Source organism: Pseudonocardia lacus (genome assembly GCF_018531445.1).
GTDB lineage: Bacteria > Actinomycetota > Actinomycetes > Mycobacteriales > Pseudonocardiaceae > Pseudonocardia > Pseudonocardia lacus.
Genome location: NZ_JAHDTH010000299.1, coordinates 1 through 6,577 on the forward strand (window position 1 = coordinate 1; position 6,577 = coordinate 6,577).

General features: G+C 74.8%; 9 protein-coding genes. All 9 read right to left on the minus strand.

Annotation, left to right across the window (positions count from 1 at the left end; translation table 11 throughout):
* The coding region (locus KIK08_RS42375) for an SCO6045 C-terminal-like domain-containing protein (protein ID WP_491063195.1) at positions 1-154 on the minus strand (154 nt) is incomplete at its 3' end.
* The gene (locus KIK08_RS36045) at positions 151-957 is read right to left on the minus strand and encodes an MbnB/TglH/ChrH family RiPP precursor modification enzyme (RefSeq protein ID WP_214407803.1); all 807 of its coding nucleotides are present in this window, start codon (positions 955-957) and stop codon (positions 151-153) included. The genes KIK08_RS36045 and KIK08_RS42375, both read right to left, overlap by 4 nt.
* Positions 950-1,849, minus strand: a complete 900-nt coding sequence (locus tag KIK08_RS36050) for a TIGR04222 domain-containing membrane protein (RefSeq protein WP_214407804.1) — start codon at positions 1,847-1,849, stop codon at positions 950-952. The genes KIK08_RS36045 and KIK08_RS36050 overlap by 8 nt, the downstream gene beginning before the upstream one ends.
* Positions 1,850-2,009: 160 nt before the next feature.
* Positions 2,010-2,450, minus strand: a complete 441-nt coding sequence (locus KIK08_RS36055; RefSeq protein WP_214407805.1) for a SufE family protein — start codon at positions 2,448-2,450, stop codon at positions 2,010-2,012.
* A 164-nt stretch (positions 2,451-2,614) separates the two neighbouring features.
* On the minus strand, positions 2,615-3,505 hold the full coding sequence (locus tag KIK08_RS36060; protein WP_214407806.1) for a sulfurtransferase: 891 nt from the start codon (positions 3,503-3,505) through the stop codon (positions 2,615-2,617).
* A gap of 9 nt (positions 3,506-3,514) precedes the next feature.
* Complete coding sequence (locus KIK08_RS36065) at positions 3,515-4,138, minus strand: Maf family protein (protein WP_214407807.1); 624 nt, start codon at positions 4,136-4,138, stop codon at positions 3,515-3,517.
* A gap of 576 nt (positions 4,139-4,714) precedes the next feature.
* On the minus strand, positions 4,715-5,281 hold the full coding sequence (locus tag KIK08_RS36070; RefSeq protein ID WP_308258113.1) for a GTP-binding protein: 567 nt from the start codon (positions 5,279-5,281) through the stop codon (positions 4,715-4,717).
* Positions 5,282-5,305: 24 nt separating this feature from the next.
* Positions 5,306-5,707 carry a roadblock/LC7 domain-containing protein gene (locus KIK08_RS36075; RefSeq protein ID WP_214407808.1) on the minus strand — a complete coding sequence of 134 codons (402 nt, stop codon included), beginning with the start codon at positions 5,705-5,707 and terminating at the stop codon, positions 5,306-5,308.
* A partial coding sequence (locus KIK08_RS36080) for a hypothetical protein (protein ID WP_214407809.1) occupies positions 5,707-6,577 on the minus strand: 871 nt, incomplete at its 5' end. The genes KIK08_RS36080 and KIK08_RS36075, both read right to left, overlap by 1 nt.

Below are 6,577 nucleotides of genomic sequence, written 5' to 3' on the forward strand. Positions count from 1 at the left end.
CCGGCCAGGCCTTCGCCGCCTCGCCCGCCCGCTTGCGCAGCAGCGCCCGCCGGGCGGCGTCGACGCGGTCGGCGTCGAAGCCGGCCGGCAGCGGGCCGTCGGCGACCAGCGCGGCCACCAGCTCGGCCTGCCGGGCCGCCAGGTCGGCGCTCATGCGTGTACGGCGCCGGCGATGGTCGCCAGCTCGGCGGCCAGCTCGGCCGCGGGCGGGTAGCTGCCGTCGCGCTCCAGCATCACCGGGGCGGCCCGGTCGAGCCGGTCGAGCAACCCGACGACCTCGCGCGGGACGGGCGCGGTGTGCGAGTCGTGGTAGAAGCCGTCGTGCTCGACGCCGCCTGCGACGTGCACGTAGGCGACGCGGTCGAGCGGGAAGCGGGCGAGCACGGCGTCCGGGTCCCGGCCGCGGTTGACGGCGTTGGCGAACACGTTGGCCACGTCGAGCAGCAGCAGGGCGCCGGTGCGGTCGAGCAGTTCGGTGAGGAAGTCGCCCTCGGCGTAGTGGTCGTCCGGCCAGTCGAACAGGGCGGCGATCGGCTCCAGGGCCAGCGGCACGTCCAGCTCGGCCTGCGTGCGCCGCACGTTGCCCACCAGGACGTCGAGCGCCTCCGCGGTGCGCGGCACCGGCAGCAGGTGCCCGGCCTCCCGCCCGCCGGCCCGCACGAACGCGACGTGCTCGCTGACCAGCGGGGCGTCGAGCGCGCGGGCGCAGGCCGCCAGGTGCGCGACGCGGGCCGGCTCGACCGGGTCGGTGCCGCCGAGCGAGAGCCGCACCCCGTGCGGCACCACCGGGACCCCCCGCTCCCGCAGTTCCACCACCCCTCGAGGTGGAACTGCGGGAGCGAGACCCTCGGCGATCACCTCGCAGAAGGCCAGGTCGGGCAGGGCGTCGACGGCGGCCGCGATCTCCGGCCGCCAGCCGATCCCGACCCCGACCGGGAGTTCGGCCGACTCAGCCACCGCAGCCGCCGCCCCCACAGCCGCCCCCGCCGCCGCCCCCGCCGCCGTCGCTCCCCCCGCCGCTGTCGCCCCCACCGCCGCTGCCGCCGTCGCCGGTGGAGGCCTGGCGCTGCAGGGCGAGCTCGTCGGCGAAGACCGGGTCGGACGCCCACAGCGCGCTCATGCCCCAGATCCCGATGCCCAGGGCCGCGCCCTCCGGGCCGTAGACCGCCCAGTCGGGTCGGTTGGCCGGGGCCAACCCGTGCTGCTCGGTGCGCAGCCGGGCCAGCAGCCGGTCGCCCGCCTTCGCCCGGCTCGGCGCCCGCGCCAGCAGGAAGATCGCCACGACGCTGACCGCGACCATCATCGCCGTCACCAACCCGACGGGCTGCGCGTTCGACATGCCGGCCAGCACCCGCAGCAGCCCGAGCAGCGCGACGGCGACCATCCACAGCCCGACCCGGCGGATCCGGCCGCGCTGCTCGTCCGACAGCAGCAGACCGGCCTTGACCAGCCGCTGCTTGGACGCGTCCAGCACGGTGCACACCGAGTGGTGGGTGATGAGCCGGTTGCGGTGCACCCCGGAGGCCGCGGCGCGGTGGATCGAGCGCTCCAGCTCGTCCGGGCCGGGGTCGAGCCGGCCCGCCGCCCGCACGGTCCCGCGCTCGGAGGTGATGGTGCCGCGCAGGTTCATCGCGCTGAGCGCGGAGTACACCGCCAGCGGCGGGCCGCCGTTGAGGAAGGCCAGGTCGTGCGGGTGGCGCCGGGTGTCGGGCTCGCCGACCTGCCCGCGCGGGTCGGCCAGCGAGCGCCGCGCGCCGCGGCACACCAGCAGGACGACGACGGCCAGGACGGCGTAGAACGCCAGGAACGAACCGCTGCTGATCCCCCAGGTGTCGGCTGCCTCGGTCATCCGTGGACACCCCCCGCGCTCGCTGATGGTGAGGCCTGTGTGATGTGGCACAGTCTCGCGGCGGGGGATGACCTGGACCACGTTCTTCACCAGGACTTGAGGTTGCCGGTCCGGCCCCGTCGGGCAGCGGTGATCGCCCGAGGGGGCCGGTGGCGCAGCGTCAGGACGCGGTGGCGGCGCGCACCTGCTTCTTGATCCGGGCGAGCATCGCGGCCATCCCGCGCAGCCGCAGCGGGCTCACCGCCTGGGCCAGGCCCAGCGCCGTGTAGAAGTCGTCGGGAACGGCGAGCACGTCCGCGGCCGGCTCGCCGTCCAGCCCGGTGACCATGATCCCGGCGAAGCCCCTGGTCGTGGGGGCCTCCGGGGGCGCGGAGAAGAACAGGTGGACGCGCCGGTCGGCGTCGTCGTCGACCTCGACGGCCAGGAACAGCGGCGACTGGCACTCGTGGACCTGCTCCATGGTCGCGGCCGCGTCCTGGTAGCGCTGGGGCAGGTCGGGCAGCTCCTGGGACAGCTCCAGCAGCAGCTGCAGCCGGTCCTTCGGGCCGACATCGGCGAAGTCGTCGACGAGTTCGGCCAACGCCGGGGGCAGATCGCTCATGCTGTGACTCCAGGCGCCTTCGGCGCGACCCCTGCGGGGAACGCTGACGCGCTCATGCTGTGGCTCCAGGCGCCTTCGGCGCGACCCCTGCGGGGAACGCTGACGCGCTCATGCTGTGGCTCCAGGCGCCTTCGGCGCGACCCCTGCGGGGAACGCTGACGCGCTCATGCGGTTCCGCGCTCCGACCCCTGCACGATGGGCACGCGCACCGAGTTGCCCCACTCGGTCCAGCTGCCGTCGTAGTTGCGGACCTTCTCGAAGCCCAGCAGGTGGGTCAGCACGAACCAGGTGTGGCTGGAGCGCTCACCGATGCGGCAGTAGGCGACGACGTCGTCGGACGGCGACAGGCCCTGCTCCTGCTCGTAGAGCGCGGACAGCTCGGCGCGCGGCTTGAACGTGCCGTCCTCGGCGGCCGCCTTGGCCCACGGCACGCTGGCCGCGCCGGGGATGTGCCCGCCGCGGACCGCGCCCTCCTGGGGGTAGTCGGGCATGTGCAGCAGCTCGCCGGAGTACTCGCCGGGCGAGCGCACGTCGACCAGCGGCTTGCCCAGGTGGGCGAGCACGTCCTCCTTGAACGCCCGCAGGGTGCGGTCGTCGCGCTCGACGACCGGGTACTCGGCCGGCTCCGGCTTGGGCTGCTCGGTGGTCAGCTCCCGGCCCTCGGCGACCCACTTGGCCCGGCCGCCGTCGAGGATGCGCACGTCGGCGTGGCCGAACAGGGCGAACACCCACAGCGCGTAGGTGGCCCACCAGTTGTTGCGGTCGCCGTAGAACACGACCGTGCTGTCGCGGGAGATGCCGCGCTCGCCGCAGATCCGGGCGAACCGCTCGCCGTCGACGTAGTCGCGGGTGACGGGGTCGTTCAGCTCGGTGTGCCAGTCGACCTTGACCGCGCCCGGGATGTGCCCGGTGTCGTAGAGGAGCACGTCCTCGTCGGACTCGACGACGACGAGGCCAGCAGCCCCGAGGTTCTGGGCCAGCCACTCGGTGGTGACCAGGCGCTCGGGGTGGGCGTACTCGGCGAGCTTGGCATCGGTGTCAGCGGGAAGCGCCATGCCCCAAAACTAGTCGCTTTCCCACAGGTCCGTGACGCGCACACCGACCGCGGCCAGCAACTTCCGGGTGAGCGGCAGACTGATCCCGATCACGTTGGACGGGTCGCCGTCGATGCCCTCGACGAACCACCCGCCCAGCCCGTCGAGGGTGAACGCCCCGGCGACCACCAGCGGCTCACCGGTCGCGATGTAGGCGCCCAGCTCCGCCGGGTCGGGCTCGGCGAAGCGCACCCCGGTGACGGCGTGCCCCTCGACGGCGCGGTCGATCCCGCCGTCCGCGGTGCGCAGCACGGCGTGCCCGGTGACCAGCTCGCCGCGGCCGCCGGCCATGGCCTTCCAGCGCTCGGCGGCCTGCTCGGGCGTGCCCGGCTTGCCGACCAGTTCGCCGTCGATGTGCAGCATCGAGTCGCAGCCGATGACGATCGCCTCGGGCACGGTGTCGGCGATGCGCCGGGCGATCGTGGTCGCCTTGGCCGAGGCCAGCATCGTCACCTTCGCGGCGGGGGTGGCCCCGGTCGCGCCGTCGAGCAGGGCTTCCTCGTCGAGGTCGGCGACCTCGACCGCCGGGTCGAGCCCGGCGGCGCGCAGCACGGACAGGCGGGCGGGGGAGGCAGAGGCGAGCACGACCTTCACGCCCGGACCCTACGGGCCGGTGGGTTGGCGTACCGGGGCCCGTCGGGGACCATCGAGCCGCGCGTCCGGCGTGGGCCTGCGGCGGGCTTGAGGGGCCTCCGGCGGCTCCTGCGCGGAGGCGACCTCTGATCGAGCAGGGGGCTCGGGGGACGCCGGGCTCCCGTTCGGTGCCGGGGTGCGGGGTGGGGGTTTGGGGTCTTCGCAGGGGCTTGCGGTCTTCGCAGGTGCTGTGGACCCTGCGAAGACCAGGGGGGCCCTGCGAAGACGACCAGCAGGTGGGCGTGGTGGGTGTGGCGGGAGGGCGTCGGGCTGCCGTTCGGTCTCGGGCCGAGGCCCCTCCCGGTCGAGTCGATCATGCGATTCGGGGTCTTCGCAGAGCCGGCGATGTGCTCGCAGCCCGCCGGCGGTCTGCGGCGACCCAGCCGGCGCTGCACCGGGCGCTGCGAGGACGCCCCGCCCGCCCTGGCCCGGCTGCGGAGTTGGCCGCGAAGCGGCCATTCCGCCCACGGCAGGGACTTCCGGGGTCGCCTGCCGCGGAGGCCCCTCAAAGGAGGCCCTCAAGAACACCGAAGGCGGTCAGGTCGCCATCGCGCTGCGGCTCAGGGCGTGCTCGACCAGCCGGACGAGGGTGTCCAGACAGGAGTCGTGGTCGCGGGCGTCCATGTGCATGACCGGGGTGCCGGGCGCCAGCGCCAGCGCCTCGCGGACCGCGTCCGGGCTGAACCCGGTGGTCTGCGGGAAGCCGTTGATCGCCACCACGAACGGCAGCCCGCGGTTCTCGAAGTAGTCCACCGCGGCGAAGCACTCGTCGATGCGGCGCAGGTCGACCAGGACGACGGCGCCGACCGCGCCGCGGGCCAGCTCGTCCCACATGAACCAGAACCGGTCCTGGCCGGGGGTGCCGAACAGGTACAGGATCAGCGAGTCGTCGACGCTGATCCGGCCGAAGTCCATCGCCACCGTGGTGGTGCGCTTGTCGGGGACGACGCTGAGGTCGTCGACGCCGATGGAGGCGTTGGTCATGGCCTCCTCGGTGAGCAGCGGGGGGATCTCCGAGAGCGCGCGCACCATGGTGGTCTTGCCGACGCCGAAGCCGCCGGCCACGACGATCTTCAGCGGCAGCGGGCCGTGGTCAACCGGCACGGCGCACCCCCCGCCACGGGGCGGTCAGCGGGCGCGGTTGCCCGCCGCGGCGCGGGGCTGCGGGTCGAGTGCGTGCCCGACCCTGGTCGCCAGCAGCGTCATCTCGTAGCCCACGCTGCCGATGTCGCAGTTGCGGTCGGCGTGCACCGCCAGGCTCGACCCGTGCGCGATCGCGGTGACGAAGAGGTAACCGCGGTCCATCTCCAGGATGGTCTGGCTCACCGGTCCGGCGTCGAGCAGCGCAGCCGTCCCGCGGGCCAGGCTGACCAGCCCGGACGAGGCCGCGGCCAGCTGGTCGGACAGCTCCGGGCCGAGGTCGGGGGTCGTGGCCAGCTTCAGCCCGTCGGCCGAGACCAGCATGGCGTTCAGCACGCCGGCGGTCGTCCGGCTGAAATCGGTCAGCAGCCAGCCCAGGTTGTCGGCCATCAGCGCTCGCCGCCCGTCGGCTCGGGCGCGGCTGGGGCGCCGTCCTCGCGGGTGTCGCGGGCCGGCTCGGTGGCGTCGCTGTGCATCGCACGATTCTCACCCGTGACCGTTCCGTCGCTCACCGCACCCGTCGCCGCGGCGCCGGGACCGGTCCCGGGCCGCGCGGGTTCCTCCGCCGTCCGCCCAGGTGGGGGCGTGTGCTCCGGTGCTGTTGATGGCTCGTCTCCTGCCACGTCGAGGGGGACGTCGTCCGGGCCGGAGGATGGTCGGGGTCGACCCGTCCCCCGTCCTGGGACTGTCTCGCCCGGACGGCTCGCCATATAACGTTCGGCGGTCTGTTCTGTCGCGATCGGACCATCGTGTAACGCCGAACGGTCGTTGGCCAGTGCGCCGGGACCGTCTCCGACGGCGGCCCGGGCGGCCTCCCGGCTGGCCTGGTAGCGCGACAGCGCGGAGGCGGCGGCGCGGGTGTGGCTGGGCGGCACGGGGGCGGCCGGGGCGTGCTGCGGCGCCTGCGGCGCGTCGCGCAGCTCGGGGGCCAGGTTGGCCTGCGGGACCCGCCTGCGCAGCTCGGCGTCCGGGTTGAACAGGGTCCGCCCGGACGGCAGCGGGTCGCGGTGCCCGGACCCGCCGGCCGGTTCGGGCGGATCGACCCAGGTGATCGGTCCGGTGGACGGGCCCGGTCGGACGCGGGCGGGCGGCGCCGCCACGGGCGGGCGGGGGCGGATCGGCGCCGCGTCGCGGTCGACGACCGGCCACGGCCCCGTCGAGGCCGGAGCGGTGGCCGCCACCGGGGACGGCGAGTCGCCGCCGGCCTCCCACCACCCCTCCCAGCTGCCGCTGGACCCGAACGGCCCGGGGCCCGACGAT

Excerpts from the sequence above, each read along its gene's own strand:
- KIK08_RS36050 (WP_214407804.1), bottom strand. The coding sequence starts at position 1,849 with ATGACCGAGGCAGCCGACACCTGGGGGATCAGCAGCGGTTCGTTCCTG.
- KIK08_RS36060 (WP_214407806.1), bottom strand. The coding sequence starts at position 3,505 with ATGGCGCTTCCCGCTGACACCGATGCCAAGCTCGCCGAGTACGCCCAC.
- KIK08_RS36055 (WP_214407805.1), bottom strand. The coding sequence starts at position 2,450 with ATGAGCGATCTGCCCCCGGCGTTGGCCGAACTCGTCGACGACTTCGCC.
- KIK08_RS36075 (WP_214407808.1), bottom strand. The coding sequence starts at position 5,707 with ATGGCCGACAACCTGGGCTGGCTGCTGACCGATTTCAGCCGGACGACC.